Here is a 17,289-nt window from a genome sequence, read left to right on the forward strand (position 1 = left end):
CCCGGTAGAATGAAGGGCCGCTATTCCTGATTTAGGATAGCGGCCCTTCCTCATTATTGATTTTCAAATAATAATAAATTTACTTTATTTAACAAATGTAATATGATATAAATGTGATATCACTTTCATATCACTTTACTTTGGGAGGGAAACGTATGAGAGAAAAATCCGTTTTTAAAATGAATGGTTTTGCCGCACTAATTCTGGCGCTTTTGTGTATTATTTTCGGAGTTTATTTACTGGTTACTGGAACAGATATTCCTGGAAAAGTTGGTGGAGTATTTGTCGTTCTTTTAGGTCTCATTATTGCGACAAGTTTAACCGTTGTTCAGCCAAACGAAGCCAAAGTATTAACTTTCTTTGGAACCTATCTGGGTGTCATTAGAGACCAAGGGTTATGGGCAACCATTCCATTCACCTTCAAACGAAGTGTTTCTTTACGAGTTACCAATTTTAACAGTGAGAAGCTTAAGGTCAATGATTTAGAAGGAAATCCAATTGAAATTGCTGCTGTTGTGGTCTATAAAGTAAGAGATGCCGCAAAAGCCCTGTTTGATGTGGAAAACTATAAAAATTTCATTCAAATCCAAAGCGAAACCGGTATTCGTCATATTGCCAGCACTTATGCCTATGATTCGTTCGGAACTGCAGAGAACACGCTGACCCTTCGACAAAATAGTGATGAAGTCGCAGATGTACTCGTGTCGGATTTGCAGAAAAGACTGGATGTTGCCGGTGTCGACGTGATCGAGGCACGGATTATGCATCTCGCGTATTCTTCGGAAATCGCCTCTGCCATGCTGCAAAGGCAGCAAGCTCAAGCTGTTTTATCAGCACGAAAAGTAATTGTCGACGGTGCCGTAGGACTTGTCAAGGCTGCCATTGACCAGCTCGCGGAGCAGGAAATTGTAGAGTTGGATGAGGAGAAAAAAGCCCAAATGGTGAATAACCTAATGGTCGCCATCGTTTCTGAGAAAGGAACGCAGCCCATCATCAATACAGGAAGTATTTATTAAGGTTGTGTAATAAATGAGCAAAAGAAAATCATTTCCGCTTCGAATCGATCCTAAATTATATGAAGTTCTGGAGAAATGGGCGGAAGATGAAATAAGAAGTGTTAACGCCCAAATCGAAGTCATCCTAAAAGAGGCAGCCAAAAAGGCAGGAAGATTAAAAAAAGAATAAGCCAAAGGGACGGTTCTTGTGGTCTTAATTAACATTTTAAGCCATGGGAACCGCCCCTTTAAATTTACATAATATGTAATAATCGAGTATTTTTCCTAATTGGAGGGATTCATTTATTAAAAAGATTATTATGAACGAAGCGATTCAATCAAAAGTAGTGAGACTCGTATCAGAAAGCGGTCAACAAGTGTTACCTACCGTTCAAGCCCTTAACATGGCGTTTGAGTTGGGATTAGACCTTATCCAAATCAGTGAGGCTGATCCTCCGGTTTGTAAGATTTTAGATGCTGGAAAATACAAATTTGATTTACAGAAAAAAGAAAGGCAGAGCAAACAGAATCAGCAAACAATCGAGACAAAAGAAATCCGTATGTCTATCTCGATTGGCGAAAATGACTTTCATACAAAGGTAAGAAGCGCGATTTCTTTCTTATCAAAAGGTTATCATGTAAAGGTAAGTGTCCGTTTTCGTGGAAGGGAAATCACGCATACAGAAATTGGTGAAGAACTTCTCGCTAATTTTTGCCAAGAGGTCAATCACTTAGTAAATTCAAAAACAAACGCTACATTACAAGGCCGAATATTATCGATTTTGTTAAAACCATAAAACACATGCAAAATTCATACATCAACAAAAATGCGAGAGTCAATAGACCCCTCGCATTTTTGTTTTTTCTTTAGTAATTTCTAGTTTTTATCACTTTAATATTTTTCCTTAAATACGCCCAATTCTGTGGTGCTGGCAGACTGATTTGCCAATAAGTTGTGCCGACTAAATGGTAAATATCAATAAGGTTATACTTTTCAATATAGCTTCGAATGTCTTCAAACCAAACGACATGCTCATTTGTGCCGCTCCAATATCGATACCATGGTGATTTAGCCGAATCTTCAAATTGAATATGTGCTCCATTTAAGATCGCCTGATTTTGTGCTGCCAGCACTGATAATCCCTTCGTTTCCTTTGTAGTGACCACTTTATCATACCCATATAACGCCATGGCGATCAGCATTTTACCCGGAGCTATTTTGGTTAGCGCGTAGTTAATCACTTGTTCTACCCATCCAATTGGTGAAATCGGATCGGGCGGGCCGCCCGGATAGCCATAATCGAGCGTCATGACCGCCATAAGGTCGACTGCATTTCCAATGGCTGCATAATCATATGCTCCGACAATTCGATTGGTCGGTAAATCCGCTGTTTTGGCGTGAACGTTTACTTGTAAAATTCGTCCATCCAATTGTTTCTTTAATTCTATTAAGAACAAATTAAAATCGTTACGATTTGCCGGAGGGATAAATTCAAGGTCAAGGCTTACACCGCCAAACCCTCTAGTTGTTGTTAGATTGACGATGCTTGCCACTAAGTTCTGTCGATAAGTTGAATTTCCCAGTACCGTTCCTGCCAGCTCCGCACTAAATCCTTTGGCAGTAAAGTTTCGAATCATCAATAATGGTGTAATGTTTACTTGATTGCATTTAGTAATATAGGCAGAATCTTCGGTTACCATAAAAGCAAAACCCTTATCGGTAAAAGAATAATTTACGATCGCTAAATAGGTTAACTGACTGGATAATGATTCTATTATCGAAAAGGTTGTCGTCTCTGCTGAAGGTACCAAAAACCCTAGAGTAGTAATTTCCAAATATATGGATGAGGGAATGTTTATGACTTGGCCGACCCGAAGGTGATTGAGATCTATTCCCGGATTAGCTGCACTCATCAATGCAAGATTAGAGTTAAATGCTTGGGCTAATTTCCATGGGTAATCGCCCTTCTTTATTCGATAAGCACGGATTGGCAACGATTTGTCTGGAATATAAAGAGCAAGACCTGGTACAAGAGCTGTCGATGTTAATCCGTTTACACTAACAATTGATTGAATGGATACATTATACTGCTTGGAAATAGACCACAGATTTTCTCCAGTACCAACAACATGGACAGACATCTAGTCACCCCTCCCCTATATTAAAGAATTTATGCCAATTAATCGTTATTCAGAATTTCACCACAATGTCCATCCTCTCTTTTTTTGTACCAACACGGGCACTACTCAACTCGCCACAGTGCCCGTCACACTCATTTTCACACCAACACGGGCACTGTGAACCTATCACAGTGCCCGTTAAAAAGGATCATATTAAACACTTTTTACTCTCTTTTTTGATGGTGGAGTCATATAGGTCAAGCGACTTTGTTTTACTCCCATCGTAATTAAGCTTTCTAACATTCGTGTTGCTGCAAATGCAGGATCGATCACCGGAACATCATAACCGTTTTCCTTTAGGTGCTGTTGAAGCTCCACTGCTACCCCCAAAAAGCCGGTGCATCCTAAAACAAGCACATGGGCGTTATCCAATTCGATGGCCTTAATCATTTCCTCATACAATGCTTTTTTCAACTTATCCTTTTCATGAACCTCTAGAACGGGAATGTTTATGTATCTGACAGAAGCAAGATTTCCATTTACTCCTACTGTTTTACTAATGTTTTCAATCATTGGGACGACGTTCGGTAAAACGGTTACGACCGAAAATGATTTTCCCAAAGCACTGGCAAATAGCATAGAGGATTCACATGGACCAACAACTGGTATATTCAAAACTTCTCTTGCAGGCTTCACACCGGGATCTCCAAAACAATTACTAATGACCCCATCGTAACCCTCTTTTTCTGCCTCGATTGCTTTTTCTAAAAAGTCTGGAATACAAAGCGCTTCATCATATTCACTTTCTACAGATTCAGGGCCATAATCTAGGTTGCCAACACCGACTTCTGTGGATTCAGAAGCATAATAAGTAAATTCTTTATTAACTTCCTCATTGAAAATATCCGAAGTTACAGGCATAATAACTTTGATTTTCATTTATCTGCACTCCTTTTTATAGATTTACGGCCAGCAGGAAATTACCCACTGGCCCTTTAAAATTAGGCTTAAAATAGAAATCTAACAGACTACACTAATTGCTGAGGTTGAAATTGCGCTAAATCACCGGCTGCTTTCACACGGATGCGGGTGGCATTTCCTGGCATATAGGCAAGCGGAACATCTTCAACATCTACAATAACAAGCGATTCGGGATCCGCTCCTGCATTGATGGCCTCGCTCCTTGCGATAGATTTGGCATCCTCCAGCGCTTTTTCCCTGCCAATGGTATCGAGGGTGTAGACCTTTTCGACCTGCCCGCTTACTTGGGAAATCGCGGACCCAATGGCATTGGCAACGCCGGAATGCTGAGGTCTGATTACCTCAGATGCGCCGTTTAAAGTTTCCGGAAGTAGAATGCTGCCTCCGCCAACGAGGATAACCGGCACTGGTACCACACTTGTTTTCATCTTATCAATCGCTTCCTCGACCAATTCAACCATTTTTTGATAGACTTTCTCTAATAGTGATTGATCTAAATGGGCAACCTTTGATGTATCCCCCAATTCAACCTTACCAAGTGCGACCGCTACGTCAGTTGTGGTTAACGTATCTCCTCCAAAAATTAACCCCTTCTCAGGCAGACGGTAACCAACGCTATCTGGTCCAACCGTGAATTCACCGTTTTCTTGGATCCGAACAATGGTACCTCCGCCAAGGCCAATGGAAACAAGGTCCGGCATACGGAAATTAGTCCTTGCTCCGCCGATTTCAACTGCTAATGACGATTCCCTTGGGAACGATTGGACTAACACACCCACATCAGACGTCGTCCCGCCAACGTCCACCACAATCGCGTCGGTTAGATCGCTCAAATAAGAGGCTCCGCGCAAAGAGTTTGTTGGTCCGCAGGCTACGGTGAAAATAGGATATTTAACCGCGTACTCGACTGACATTAATGTACCGTCGTTTTGACCGAAAAATACTCTCGCATCAATGCCTTCCGCTTTTAAGGCATTGATGAAGCCATCTGCAGCGGTTTTCGCTACATTGACAACCGATGCATTCAAAATCGTGGCATTTTCTCTTTCCAACAATCCAACTGAACCAATTTCAGATGATAATGAAATCGGCACATCTTCCCCAAGAACTTCTTTCAAAATCTCAGCAGCTCGTTGTTCATGGGATTGCGTCACTGGTGAGAATACAGATGTAATAGCTACAGAATCTACTTTCCCTTTAATTTCATAAGCAATTTCATATAAACGTTCTTCGTCTAATTCCACAATCTCACGGCCATCAAATTCGTGTCCACCACGGATAAGATAAACATGCTTGCCAAGTGCCGCGCGGAGATCGTCCGGCACGCCAATCAGCGGCTTTACGGCTAATGTTGCCGGTGCCCCAATCCGGATCGAAGCAATGTTATTCAAGCGTTTCCGTTCCACGATGGCATTGGTACAATGGGTTGTTCCAAGCATTGCATATTTGATCTGTTCACGGGGAACATTGGCATCGTCAATAATTCTTTTCATGGCATTGTAAATGCCTGTCGCGACATCCTCTGTCGTTGCCGCTTTCGTTTCAGAAACTACCTGGTTATTTTGATCTAATAGGACGGCGTCCGTATGGGTTCCGCCTACATCGATTCCAATTCGATAGATACTCATTATAAAGCCACTCCTTTTTTCACAAGCTCTTCTACAGGTACATAATCCACATTGTAGCCAAAGTATTTTGGACCTACCGTGTCAATCCCCTTTGCTGTTCTCCACTTCGGGTGACAAGGAATACCAATGACAACACATCTGGCACCATAGCGAATTCCTTCAGTTGTAATCGGAAGTCCGGTTTCTGCATCAAGAACAGCAATAAGGTCAGGCGTAACGCAAAGCAAACGTTGTTCGGTCTGTGCGATTAAATGTTCATTTTGGAAGCTTAAAGTGCACGTTTCACCTTTATACTCATTTAACCCCTCAATTTTCGCTTCTCCTCTGGCAAAGCCTGTCTCTGTTTTCCGGTTAATATCACTAATTTTTCCACTGAATAGTTCAATGCCTCCCACTGTTTTCAAGACTTGCTCAATTGGATTGACATTGTTCACTTTAGCAAGACGGATTGCTTTTCCAATTTCCTCCTCGAGCTTCAGGATTCCATGAATTCCGCTCTGCTTCAATTCCTTCGCTGTCATAGGATAAATCGCACACATGACAGAACCGCCCATTTGAATGGTTGCTGCACGGGCAATCCGCTCTGTCCAAACATTATTAATCGTTGAGAGAAGCAAGGTGTTTCCTTTTTCATCCGCCAAAACCCCAGGCGTGGCAGATATACCATCTAAATAAAAGGTCACCATTTGCAATTCAGGAAAGGCACGCCCCATTCCATCCGCATCAATCACAGGAAGACCTAATCTTGCCGCTGTGGCAAACGGAAGCATGGAGTTCACACCGCCAGCTTCGATCGGGAAGGTTGCATATATCTTTTTCCCTAAAAATTCTTCTAGATTTTTAAAAGCCTCTATGGCTTCCTCTCCGCTAGGTGCTTTTTCCAGCATAACGGTTGGTGCACCCATCATCGAGGACGGAACCACTAATGCGTCCTCAGGTACTTCATCCGGATCTAAAAGAGTTACTTCGCCATATTCTTCTATCGCCTGCAGGGCCATCAGTTTTCCAATGTACGGGTCACCACCGCCGCCTGTTCCGAGCAGTGCAGCTCCCACTGCTATATCTTCAATTTGTTGTTTTCCAATTTTTCTCATATTCTAAAAACCTCCAATATTCAGAAAATTTATTAGGCAGCTTGCCCCTTTGAAGCATTTTTGTTAAAAACAGAATTTATGACTAGCATTCCAATGTAATAAACGACTGCACTTACTAAAAGAGAATTGATCGATGGAATACCTGCTTTGACAAAATATCCGGCCGCAAAACCTGCAGCCCAGGCAATCAGCGTTATTGGACTCATTTTTTCAACCTTTTCTGGCAATGTCCCAGCGAGTCTGCTTTCGTCTAATACTTTGCGGTGCGTTTTTAAAACAAAATAATCAATAACCATAATTCCAGCAACTGGCGGAATAAATACGCCTAAAAGAATCAAGAAGTCTACGAATTTATCAAGGATCCCCATGACGGAAAGAATGGTTCCAATTACACCTATGACAAGGGTGACCATCCCGCGATTTAATTTAAGTTTAAAGACGGAATCAAAAATGTTCGTAAAACCTAATGAAGAAGAATATAAGTTCAAATTATTAATTTTAATGGTAGAAAATACAACCACGATAGCCCCAAGCCAGCCGGATGTTTGCATCATAATGCTGACAACGTCATTTGTTTTTGCCGCAAGTGCCATTAGCACCGCAATCATGTTAATCCCAAGTTCGCCGATAAAGGTTCCGATCATCGTCATCCAAAATACATCCTTACCATTTTTCGCAAAACGACTAAAGTCAGGCGTGATGACTGCCCCAATGATAAATCCTCCAGCTACCATTGTCGCCGCCATACCAAGTGATAATGGCTCCCCTGCAGGCTGGCTATGTGTTAAATCGAAAATCGAATGTTTGCTAAGAACTTCATAGATTCCAACACCCACAGCTAATAAAAAGGCAGGTACGGCAATGGATGCCGTTGCACTCAACAATTTAAAGCCAAAAATAACAAGTACTGTTACACCTAATCCCGTAATGGTTGCCGCAACAGGAAGAGTTAGTTTACCATTTGAAGATTGAACTAGTCCATTGGCAAACACGGAGTTCTGTACACCAAACCAGCCGATACAGGCAATCGCAATAATCGCCCCGATAATACTTGATCCATAGCGGCCAAACCCGGTCCAGCGTGACAATAGACTCGTTGAAAGACCTTCTCGTGCACCTGCATACCCTAATAGAAAACTAATGACCTGTAATATGACACTGCCGAACATCGTAGCCCAAAATGCCTGCCAAAAAGTCATTCCATAGCCTAAAGCGGCACCCAAAATAAACTGTGAAATGGTGGCGAGAGCCCCTACCCTTACAATCGTAATGCTCCACAAAGAATGACGTGCTGTTTCTGGTACCCTTGATAACGAGTAGTCATCACCTAAGCTAATTTTCTTTTCCATTTGGATCAACCCCTATTAAATTTTTATAGACGTACCTTCGCCTGCAGGTGTCATTTGCAAATCTCCAATCGCCTTCATTCGAATTCTCAATACTTCCCCCTTAAAATAATCAAAAGGAAATTCTTCAATCGAATCCACCTTTATGCTATCTTCTTTTGCTCCTTTACGAAGAAGCTGTTGAAAAAGCTTGCCTTTTTCTTGCTCAATAATCTCTTCTTTCGTCTGATTCATTAACCAAAACACCTTATCGTACTGGGCACTCAGAGGTGCATAACATGCACCGATGGCATTACTAATATGGTTGCAAAGTGGATGGTACACTCTTTTGTATTTACCGAATAAACGGTTAACTAGTAATTTGCTGCCTCCGCCAACTAGAACAACGGGTAGTCCATCGCTGTTCACCCCTAGACGAGCAATCTTGTCCTTAATTTCCTGCGTTACTTTTTTAATGACCATTTGACAATCTTCATAGGATAACTTTTCCAACCCATCAAGTGTCAGCTTTTCGTCTGCAAACATCTCTGGATTTACTTTTAAGAATGAGTCCGTTATAGTCCACGAATCTCCTCCCCAAGAAATACCTTGATGCTCGAGATCATTGGCAATTGTTTCTTTTATTTGAACAACTCCCTTGTCTATCGAAATCAGGCTTCCACCTCCAATTGGCAATGAATACATCTTGGGTACTCGCAAATTGACATCAATGTTTAAAAAAGAGGATGAGCTCTCAGTCGATTCCGGTTGCCCATTGCGAATTTTCCCGATTTCAATAGTACTCCCACCAAAATCTACGACAATACATTCTCGTAAACCACTTAAAATGCTTGCCCCTCTGAAACTATTCGTTGCCCCGGAACCAATCGTGAAAATAGGGTAATCGATGGCTTCATGCAGCTCAATTAATGAACCATCATTTTGTGTAAGCCAGCATGGGCAGTTAAGCTTCAGCTTTCGAAATAAATCGGTTAATTCCATCATGGCTTGACGAATAACCTTTGATAATATGGCATTTAAAAGGGCAGCATTTTCTCTTTCAATGAAGCCAAAGCTTCCTATTTCGTGGGACATCGTAATTGGCATCTCTGGGAAAACATTTTTTAATTGATCCCGTAAGTAAAACTCTTCTTTCGGATTTAATGGCGAATTTACTGCTGCAATACAAATCGCTTCAATGTTTTCCTCTATTAAATCCCGATAAAGGTTATCAAATTCCTGAGACACAAGAGTTTGTTTTAAATCGTCATAAAAATGCTGAAGATGATAAACCTTCCCAATATAACACTTCAGATGTTCGGGCCAAAATAAAGCTGGTTTCACGTGTGACGGACTTTTCATGATGCGAATTACCGCGGTTTTCGATAGTTGTACAGGATGATAAAGGGCATTTTGTACATGGGTCGTCCCGATAAAAATTCCTTCAATTTGTTCTGGACCTATACGTGCGTCCTGGATGACGGCTTTCGTGGCTGCTTCTATTCCAGAAATAATATCTTTAGAGGTAAGTTGCTTTTTCCAGGAAAGCAGTTTCCCTTCGTTCCCTACGATGACTACATCTGTATTCGTTCCACCTACGTCAATTCCAAGCTTCATCATCGTGTTCTCCCTGCAATGGTTGATAAGAAACAGCTAAATTAAAATTTTGGGGCCCTACATATTCAAGCATTTCCTTAGTCCGAAGGATGTTGGGGGCAGGAACAGCCAGTATGATGACGGACAGACCACGTTGGATTTCGGAAACATTATAGGGAGTTAGTTTTTCAGCATCTAAGACAAGAACTAAATCAGGCGTGGTGCAGATATAATTTTTTTCCTTAATGGAAATGAATTCATTTCTAAATTCGATCTCCACTCTTTTATTGGAAAAAGAAGATTGGCCATCCACGGCGAATTTCCCAATTAAGCTCTCAGATTCGAACCACCTGCTCACTTCCGAAACAACACCTGAGATAATGGGAATGGGTTTTCCATAAAGGGAGTTTTCGAAAACAGCCATCATTTCTTCCATTTTTTCACTACCCGGTGATTCTTTGGTTAAAGCTTTTCCTAAGCGAAGAATTAAATGAAGGGAACCAGGAATCATGGATGATTTTACTTTACTCGCTTTTGCCCCAAAACCTGCAAAATGAACATTTCCCCCGTTTTTCACCATAAAATCCTTTGCCATTTCTGAAACGAGTTGAATATCTTCAACCCTCTGAATGATTGTTCTTGTCTCTTCGGCTAGAAGGACAAGTGGGGAAATAGAATTTTGATTGAGATGAAAGGTTGTCATCCATATTTCAGGAAAGGCCCTGCCCATGTAATCCCCATCGACTACCGGCAAGTTGTTTAGAAAGGCTGTCAAGATGGGGACTAATCCATTCACTCCACCTATTTCAACGGAAATGACGGCTACCGCCTTTTGCTGGACATTATTCTCATACAACTGTAAAGCCTGACTTTCCTCTTCGCCGGAAGGGATGCGTTCATTGTAAAAAACCGTTGATCCCATCATACCCGTTCCTACCACCCATTCATCTTCGAGATCTACTAGGGTCTTTACAGTTATCGTGTCTTCCTCTTTCATCATCGATAAAAGTAAGTTCTGAATGGTAAGGAGACTGCCACCACCTCCACAGCCAATCAATTTTGCACCTATTGCTAATAATGGAATATCCTGCTTTTTAATTTGCCATGTCATAGATTGTCCCCTTTCCTATTCCTAATGCAAGGATCGTGCCAAAATAATAAAACCTCTGAAGCCAGAGGATAAAAGGATGTTACTGATTTAATTTTGAGAATTATGAGAAAAATTTGATAATGATAATTCTAATTCACCTTCAAAAAAGCCCTTTTTCTCATGTTTTTTCATCTTTTCTCAAATTTTCTCACTTTTTATTAAACTTTATTTGATTTTGTATTTATTAATCTTTCTATATAAAGTAGGCAAACTTATATTCAAATGGATTGCCACCTTCTTTTTAGCACCAGTATCCCGGCCAAACTGATCTAATAATTCGATAATCTTTTCTTTCTCGTCATATTCCCTCCCAGTCCTGCGAGGCAAAGGATTCACCTCTTCTTGAACCGCACCTATTTTAGCTGTCGTCCGCAAATAACCCGGCAGGCTTTCAACTGTCACTAAGTCCCCGATTTCCAATTGAACGAAATGATAAACCACGTTTTGCAGTTCTCGAACATTGCCTGGCCATGAGTATGATAGCAATCGTTCAAACACATCGGCAGATATTCTTTTTGGCGACCGAAAATGCTCTTTAGAAAATTTATTCAAATAAAATTCAATGAGGATGGGAATATCTTCTCTCCGTTCTCTTAAAGGCGGAATCATGATGGGAATCACATTTAACCGGTAATACAAATCCTCGCGGAAATCCCCCCTTGCCACAAGGTCTTCCAGATTTCTATGTGTAGCTGTTATGATGCGGACATTTACAGGTGTACTCTTTGTATCACCAACTCTTTCGATTTTTCGCTCTTGGACCACACGAAGTAATTTTGCCTGCAAAGGAACCGGAAGATCGCCAATTTCATCCAAGAAAATCGTTCCACCATCTGCTAGTTCAAATCTCCCCGCTTTATCGGCAGTTGCCCCGGTGAAAGCTCCTTTGACATGCCCAAATAGCTCACTTTCCAGTAAGGATTCAGGAATAGCAGCACAATTTAAAGCGATAAAAGGACCATCCTTTCTGTAGCTTGCTTGGTGAATAGCCTGGGCAAACACTTCTTTTCCTGTCCCGCTCTCTCCCCTTACGATAACCGTTGTATCACTTGGTGCAATCCTTTTGGACATTTCGACGACATTTTGTATCGATTCACAAGTCCCCTTTATATCATGAAAGCTATAAAGGACGCGTTGTTCTGCAATCTTCTTTTTCAAATCTTTTAGCGGAGTTAAACGGATAAGGTAAGAAACAAAAAGTCCATCTGCAAGCAAGGGTTTCACCATGGCTGTAAATGCTTTTAACTTCCCAGTTGGTAGCAAGCATGAAGTCTTCCATTCCTGCTGTTTTTTACTTGCTTTCATTTTTTTCCAATCGTTTTGAGAGAGGATTTCTGAAATATTCTCACCGATTAAGACCGTTCTCACTATATTAAATTCCAAACAAACACGATTACTTACATTATGTATCGTTCCATCAGGGCCAACGATTAACACTGGCTCTTCGATAAACGAAAAAATCCCATTTACTTCTTCTAAAATCGAGTGGTTCGTCTGCCGCAATTGGTTATTTTCTAACGTTTTACAGATCCATTCCCTGCAAAAATCCAGCCGGGCGTCCAGTTTATTTTCGTTCTCAATCAACCAAGATTCATACCCCTCTAAAGCTACAGCCACTAGAACGCCTACTACTTTTCTCTCCTGAAAAATTGCCTTTATCATAAAGATATTGGTTTGGAAACATTCTTTTATCAAACAACTTTCGCACGTATGCTCCATTTTGTTTTTTACGAAAATATCCATACCCGTTTTCATCACTTTATTGAGAATGGGACAATTTCTCTGTTTTATGTCATCAGGAAGAAGTTCAACTTTTACAGGATAAGCGTCAAATATTTTTTTAAAATCAAAATCTGTATCCATATGTATCACCTATGCCATTAAAGCAATTCTTTCTATATATAAATTCATTAAGAAAATTTTATCAAAACTGAAGCAAAAACAATAATGGAAATCACTAGTTGAGTTTGCACAAAAACAAAAATTGATATAAAAAAGTGACGAAATTGCAAAAAACGGCTTCAAAAATCATTTTTGAAGCCAAAAATGAGCATTTGGGTTCAAAAATGGCCTCAAAAATGATTTTTAACGATTCGAGTTACTTTGGCAAACCCGATATCGTAGAAATGCCGGAAATGTTAAATTGCCTCACATTAGAAGGTCTAAATCAATGGTCTAAGGGTGGCTCAAAACGATGAATCTAAAATCTGGTAATATCGATGAATTTGAAAAGTATTCGCAGTTCGAAAGCTTGAAGGAGTTTAATCACCATATGGAAATGTGGCTGCTCGATCACAAGAAAGACTTTTCAAAGGGTGAATTAATAGGATTAAAAAGATTAATACGGTTCTCTGCAAAAATCCCAGGCGTGTGTAATGCTAAAATCGGAACGATTTTAAAGTCGATTAATCAAGAATACAAAGAAAATATCCTTTCTCGTTCGACTTTTAAACGGATGATTCTTAAAGGTAAACAAATCGGGATTTTGACTGTTTTTGAAACTGAACGGAAAAACGGTTCGCAGTCCAGCAACCTCTATGTAATCAATCGCTATCCTGCTTGTGAACCACCCAAACAAGAAACGATGAACCGCCATAAAGAAACTATTAATCTTTTAAAAACTGAAAAAGATCAAAAGATAAATAAACGTAAAGAAGAACCCAATGAATTAGACCACACCTATGTGAGTAATCGTGTTCCTCAGCCATTTGTGCAATTGGTTAAATGCTTCTATCCTGAAGCAAAGGTAATCGAAGAATATTGGAGGATGGTCCATTTGATTGCTAAAGACTATGATTTAGACCATGCAACCGATCTAATTGTTGATCTCGCCATCCAGTCCTTCAAGCAATTAATCCGAAAACTAAAATTTACAAATGTCGTTAGGAAGCCAATTGCCTACTTTTATGGAATCTTAAACGAGAAGGTTTTTCAGTATTATCATAATAGGCTGAATGAAATGCGCGAAACAGGACTCATCGGAGATCGACCACTTGATAATTCTATTAAGGGCGAAATCCTCAAGTATGATTGGTTGAATCAATGACTTTTTGTTAAAAACAAGGCCTTGTGTAAGGCCAAAGGTGTGCCATGGGGACGGTGATTCGCCACTAAAATTCGGAGAAATGTGGGGACATTACTCTGCTAATGAACAAGAAAAAGGCTGAAATGGCATCCGGCCCGGAGGAAGTATTTGAAAAAACAAGAGCGTAAGTCGAGCAACTATAACGAAAAAATCAATTAACATTAAAAGCCTGATTATCGAAGATTTCTAGAGGGAATCAGAAACGGCTTCAATACTGATACCCTCTATGTTCCTTCTGATAATGCTCATTTTGCAGACACATACCCAAAATCATAGTCAAAACAATCCTGATAAAGCTCTTCAATTTCTTCTTTTGCAGGTACCCTTGGATTGTTCCCAGGGCTGCCGCTGGCAATAGCATCGACTGCCATTTTACTGATGAAACTATCGAAATTATGTTTATCGATTCCCCACTCATTCAGGTTAGGAATGTTCAATACCTTGCAAAGATGCTTAACAGCAGTCACTGCCACCTCAGCTGCAGCTTTATTTGACAGGCTTTTTTCAGGCACAAAAATCCTGCCCAAATCTGCTAATCTTTCAATACATGAGTCCATGGAAAATTCTAGTACAGCAGGCAGGAGCATGGCATTTGAAAAACCATGGGGAACATGAAATAGTGCACCAATCGGTCTAGACATACCATGGACTAAACACACCGAAGCATTAGAAAAAGCTATACCTGCTTGAAGCGCACCTAATGACATGGCTTCCCTAGCATCAATATTTTCTCCATCCTCATAGGCAATTACGAGATTATTGACGATTAATTTCATTGCGGATAAAGCTATAACATCCGTCATTGGATTGGACTTCCTTGAAATATATGCCTCGATAGCATGGCTAAGGGCATCTACACCTGTTGCCGCCGTTACATGCTGCGGCGACGGCACTGTTAGAATCGGATCAACAATGGCAACCGACGGCATAAACGCAGGCTGTTTGATCATCATTTTGACATCGTTTGAAGTGTTCGTGATAACAGTTACATCTGTCGCCTCCGACCCCGTCCCTGCTGTCGTTGGAATGGCAATATGGTGAATTGGTGTAACAACCGCTGCCTTGGCACCGTTCATATAGTCACCAATATAGCCATTATTAGTGGCCAGGACCGCAACTGCCTTTGCTGTATCAATGCAGCTTCCGCCTCCAAGGGAAATGACCAAATCACAATTTTCCACTCGAAAAAGTTCCAAGGACTCTTCTACAAATTTGTCTGTCGGTTCCGACTTCACACCGAGATAGACTACACTCTCAACATCATTCTCGGAAAGCATTTCCTGGCAAGCGTGTACAAATCCAAGGTGATTGATAATCGTATCGCTAACGATTAGAGCCTTTTTCCCTATTTGTGATGCCTGTTTGCCAATCTCTTCAAACGCGTTTCTACCATAAATAATCACATGTGGCGCTCTAAAAAATTTAAAAGTGTCCAATTTAAGTCCCCTCCAAAAGTCAGCCTATTCTATGTAGGCCCGGTTTATGAATGGTACGTAATAGAATCATAGAAAAAGAAATTGGTCTGTTTAATAACATATTATTGACTAAAATTACTCGAATCGTTTTTTGAGGCCTTTCCAGGTCGGGCTGTTTTTTCAATTCCAAGAAAAATGAATATACTCCATACAATGTCTATAAATTGAGTAGCTAAAAATAAATGCCATAAAGGGATGCCATTGTCCTTCCTTTTCAAAACATAACTGACTGAATAGTGACCAATAAACACACCAGTACCTCCTTCAGAGCAAATTAATTATCACTTTATCCCCATTATATACCAATATGGAAATGTGTTATGATAGTTTTATTAGTACGATGACGTTAATATTCTAATTTAGGAGTGTTATGTATGGTCATTAATAATAAGGTGCAATTTTTTACTGATATCCTAGAATCTGGGGGTATGTCCATTTTTATCTGGGGTAAGGATGACACTCTAATTCCTGACACAATTGAGGTTGGCTGGTCATCGATTGATGACGCATCACAAAAAATCACCTCAGTGATTGGCCATATTTTCCTTCAGGAAGGAGAAACCAAGGAGCAAGTACTGACAGAACTCGAAGAAGCTTACGATATTGCTTTCTGTTCATTCAACAACATTTAAGGAACTATTCCCTTTGGCTCGTGGTTAAGGGTTTGATATAAAAATATCTTTCCAATTATTAAACCTCGTTGAAAAAAGTTACACTTTTTCCAACGAGGTCTATATTTGCTTATTACATATTATTTAATCACATTGCAATTCCAAAAAACTTCCAACTCTTCCTTGTGGAGATTATCTCTTTTCAATATTCCCATCCTTATCGCGGGCAAATCTTCCAGCGCCAAGCTCGTTGACCGGATCAAGACGGCCCCATGGCCAGCCCCCGAACTGTGTTCGTCGAAACTCGCTAAATGCATCACGAATCTCCTGCTCGGTTGTCATGACGAAAGGCCCATATTGCACGACCGGTTCTTGGATCGGTTCCCCTTCGAGAACCAGGATATATCCCTCAATCGCTCCATTTGTGATCTCGATTTCTTGGTCACCTGCCAGTTTTACCCGGTGAGAAACTGGAATAACATTACCATCTATAATAATTTCATCACCTTGATAATAATATAAATTTCTGTTTAATGTTTCCGAAACAGATGGCAATGTGAAAGTGGCGTTCGGCTCCATATGAATGAGATAAATGCCCACATGGTGGTTAGAGTCCTTGGCCCAAGAGGCATCGGTTGGCTCTAAACTACTCTTCCCCTGCAATCTCCCTGCTACCAGTTTCACCGTTGTTTTCTTCCCATTTGAACCGATAGACTGGATCACAGGTATATCCTCTGCCCACAGCATTTTATAATCTGGATCAGCTGATTTATTTTTTGCTGGAAGGTTTAGCCAAATTTGAAAGAGCTCAAGCGGGTTGCCTTTATCTTGGTGAACCAGCGGGAACATTTCTGTATGCTGACAGCCCTTTCCGGTGGTCAGCCATTGCACATCTCCATCGCCATAACGACCCGATGCTCCCATGGAATCAAAATGATCGACAAATCCTTCTAAAACAACTGTTACCGTTTCAAATCCACAATGAGGATGCGCAGGGAAACCTGGAACCGTTTTTCCATGATACATTCGAAAGCCATCACGCAACGTAAAATCTTCGCCTAGGTTCCTGCCTTCTAATGAAGTGCTTGGTCCTTGCATGTCGTTCCCCGGAGGATAAGAATCTTTATGATACATCGTTGCAAGGAACGGATCCTCCGTTTGCCATGGAAAGCCCAGCTTTTGTATTTTTAAATCTTTTTTTCTGACATACTCTTCCTCCATTTTAAAT

At 40.7% G+C, this 17,289-nt stretch carries 16 protein-coding genes; 6 read left to right on the top strand and 10 right to left on the bottom strand.

Features of this window, described 5'->3' with window-relative positions:
* The first annotated feature begins 155 nt into the window (after window positions 1–155).
* From AC59HZ_RS08715 to infC, 3 genes are all read left to right on the top strand, one after another.
* Window positions 156–1,016, top strand: a complete 861-nt coding sequence (locus AC59HZ_RS08715) for an SPFH domain-containing protein (RefSeq protein ID WP_496545425.1) — start codon at window positions 156–158, stop codon at window positions 1,014–1,016.
* A gap of 13 nt (window positions 1,017–1,029) precedes the next feature.
* The gene (locus tag AC59HZ_RS08720) at window positions 1,030–1,185 is read left to right on the top strand and encodes a type II toxin-antitoxin system antitoxin (RefSeq protein ID WP_098573206.1); all 156 of its coding nucleotides are present in this window, start codon (window positions 1,030–1,032) and stop codon (window positions 1,183–1,185) included.
* Window positions 1,186–1,315: 130 nt separating this feature from the next.
* Entirely contained in the window at window positions 1,316–1,792 is a 477-nt protein-coding gene (infC, locus tag AC59HZ_RS08725) for a translation initiation factor IF-3 (RefSeq protein ID WP_496545426.1), read from the top strand.
* Between the two features lie 70 nt (window positions 1,793–1,862).
* Here the strand turns inward: infC and AC59HZ_RS08730 are convergent, their stop codons facing one another.
* The 8 genes from AC59HZ_RS08730 to AC59HZ_RS08765 form a co-directional block, all read right to left on the bottom strand.
* On the bottom strand, window positions 1,863–3,137 hold the full coding sequence (locus AC59HZ_RS08730) for a LysM peptidoglycan-binding domain-containing protein (protein WP_496545427.1): 1,275 nt from the start codon (window positions 3,135–3,137) through the stop codon (window positions 1,863–1,865).
* A 192-nt stretch (window positions 3,138–3,329) separates the two neighbouring features.
* On the bottom strand, window positions 3,330–4,055 hold the full coding sequence (locus AC59HZ_RS08735; RefSeq protein WP_496545428.1) for an aspartate/glutamate racemase family protein: 726 nt from the start codon (window positions 4,053–4,055) through the stop codon (window positions 3,330–3,332).
* 89 nt (window positions 4,056–4,144) lie between these two features.
* Complete coding sequence (locus AC59HZ_RS08740) at window positions 4,145–5,725, bottom strand: ROK family protein (RefSeq protein WP_496545429.1); 1,581 nt, start codon at window positions 5,723–5,725, stop codon at window positions 4,145–4,147.
* Window positions 5,725–6,819: an S-methyl thiohydantoin desulfurase family protein gene (locus tag AC59HZ_RS08745; RefSeq protein ID WP_496545430.1), complete on the bottom strand. Its 1,095-nt coding sequence runs from the start codon at window positions 6,817–6,819 to the stop codon at window positions 5,725–5,727. The genes AC59HZ_RS08740 and AC59HZ_RS08745 overlap by 1 nt, the downstream gene beginning before the upstream one ends.
* Before the next feature lie 32 nt (window positions 6,820–6,851).
* The gene (locus AC59HZ_RS08750; RefSeq protein WP_496545431.1) at window positions 6,852–8,168 is read right to left on the bottom strand and encodes a purine-cytosine permease family protein; all 1,317 of its coding nucleotides are present in this window, start codon (window positions 8,166–8,168) and stop codon (window positions 6,852–6,854) included.
* Between the two features lie 15 nt (window positions 8,169–8,183).
* Window positions 8,184–9,764, bottom strand: a complete 1,581-nt coding sequence (locus AC59HZ_RS08755) for a hydantoinase/oxoprolinase family protein (RefSeq protein ID WP_496545432.1) — start codon at window positions 9,762–9,764, stop codon at window positions 8,184–8,186.
* Window positions 9,745–10,851 carry a DUF917 domain-containing protein gene (locus AC59HZ_RS08760; RefSeq protein ID WP_496545433.1) on the bottom strand — a complete coding sequence of 369 codons (1,107 nt, stop codon included), beginning with the start codon at window positions 10,849–10,851 and terminating at the stop codon, window positions 9,745–9,747. The genes AC59HZ_RS08755 and AC59HZ_RS08760 overlap by 20 nt, the downstream gene beginning before the upstream one ends.
* 204 nt (window positions 10,852–11,055) lie before the next feature.
* The gene (locus tag AC59HZ_RS08765) at window positions 11,056–12,753 is read right to left on the bottom strand and encodes a sigma-54 interaction domain-containing protein (protein WP_496545434.1); all 1,698 of its coding nucleotides are present in this window, start codon (window positions 12,751–12,753) and stop codon (window positions 11,056–11,058) included.
* A gap of 134 nt (window positions 12,754–12,887) precedes the next feature.
* On the opposite strand from AC59HZ_RS08765, the gene AC59HZ_RS08770 reads away from it, so the two are divergent.
* Both AC59HZ_RS08770 and AC59HZ_RS08775 read left to right on the top strand, forming a co-directional pair.
* Window positions 12,888–13,088 (top strand): hypothetical protein, encoded by a 201-nt coding sequence (locus AC59HZ_RS08770; RefSeq protein WP_496545435.1) that lies wholly within the window; start codon window positions 12,888–12,890, stop codon window positions 13,086–13,088.
* On the top strand, window positions 13,085–13,936 hold the full coding sequence (locus AC59HZ_RS08775; RefSeq protein ID WP_496545436.1) for a hypothetical protein: 852 nt from the start codon (window positions 13,085–13,087) through the stop codon (window positions 13,934–13,936). Before AC59HZ_RS08770 ends, AC59HZ_RS08775 begins: the two co-directional genes overlap by 4 nt.
* A gap of 284 nt (window positions 13,937–14,220) precedes the next feature.
* On the opposite strand, the gene AC59HZ_RS08780 is transcribed toward AC59HZ_RS08775, so the two are convergent.
* Window positions 14,221–15,411 (bottom strand): iron-containing alcohol dehydrogenase, encoded by a 1,191-nt coding sequence (locus tag AC59HZ_RS08780; RefSeq protein WP_496545437.1) that lies wholly within the window; start codon window positions 15,409–15,411, stop codon window positions 14,221–14,223.
* Window positions 15,412–15,824: 413 nt separating this feature from the next.
* Here AC59HZ_RS08780 and AC59HZ_RS08785 point away from each other — a divergent pair, with 413 nt between their 5' ends.
* Window positions 15,825–16,082 (top strand): hypothetical protein, encoded by a 258-nt coding sequence (locus tag AC59HZ_RS08785; protein WP_496545438.1) that lies wholly within the window; start codon window positions 15,825–15,827, stop codon window positions 16,080–16,082.
* 171 nt (window positions 16,083–16,253) lie between these two features.
* On the opposite strand, the gene AC59HZ_RS08790 is transcribed toward AC59HZ_RS08785, so the two are convergent.
* The gene (locus tag AC59HZ_RS08790) at window positions 16,254–17,282 is read right to left on the bottom strand and encodes a pirin family protein (protein WP_496545439.1); all 1,029 of its coding nucleotides are present in this window, start codon (window positions 17,280–17,282) and stop codon (window positions 16,254–16,256) included.
* Between the last annotated feature and the right edge of the window lie 7 nt (window positions 17,283–17,289).

The sequence above is a fragment of the Neobacillus sp. DZ-9 genome (genome assembly GCF_059587065.1).